Here is a 265-nt window from a genome sequence, read left to right on the forward strand (position 1 = left end):
CTTATAATGTTTGACCACGAAAATAAATTATGATAGTTAAATTTATTCTGTAACCAATCATTAAAATCAGATCTAAAATCATATTCAGCTCTTTCCCCTAATCTTATTGAATCATTACAAAGATAACCTGTTAAAAAAGCATTTAGTAAAAATATGTCTTTTTCACCTATAAATTGTTGTGGTCTTATTTCAATATAAGACATTAGTTCTTCAAATTTCATAACTTATTTTTAAAAAGGTGTTACTTTTGGCATTCCAAGAATTG

1 protein-coding gene is annotated in these 265 nt (G+C 24.9%); it reads right to left on the bottom strand.

Going from position 1 to position 265, the window contains the following annotated elements; genetic code table 11:
- A partial coding sequence (locus SB764_RS41135; protein WP_410866915.1) for a hypothetical protein occupies window positions 1–221 on the bottom strand: 221 nt, incomplete at its 3' end.
- Between the last annotated feature and the right edge of the window lie 44 nt (window positions 222–265).

The organism is Paraburkholderia sp. SIMBA_027 (assembly GCF_046535315.1).
Taxonomy (GTDB): domain Bacteria; phylum Pseudomonadota; class Gammaproteobacteria; order Burkholderiales; family Burkholderiaceae; genus Paraburkholderia; species Paraburkholderia tropica.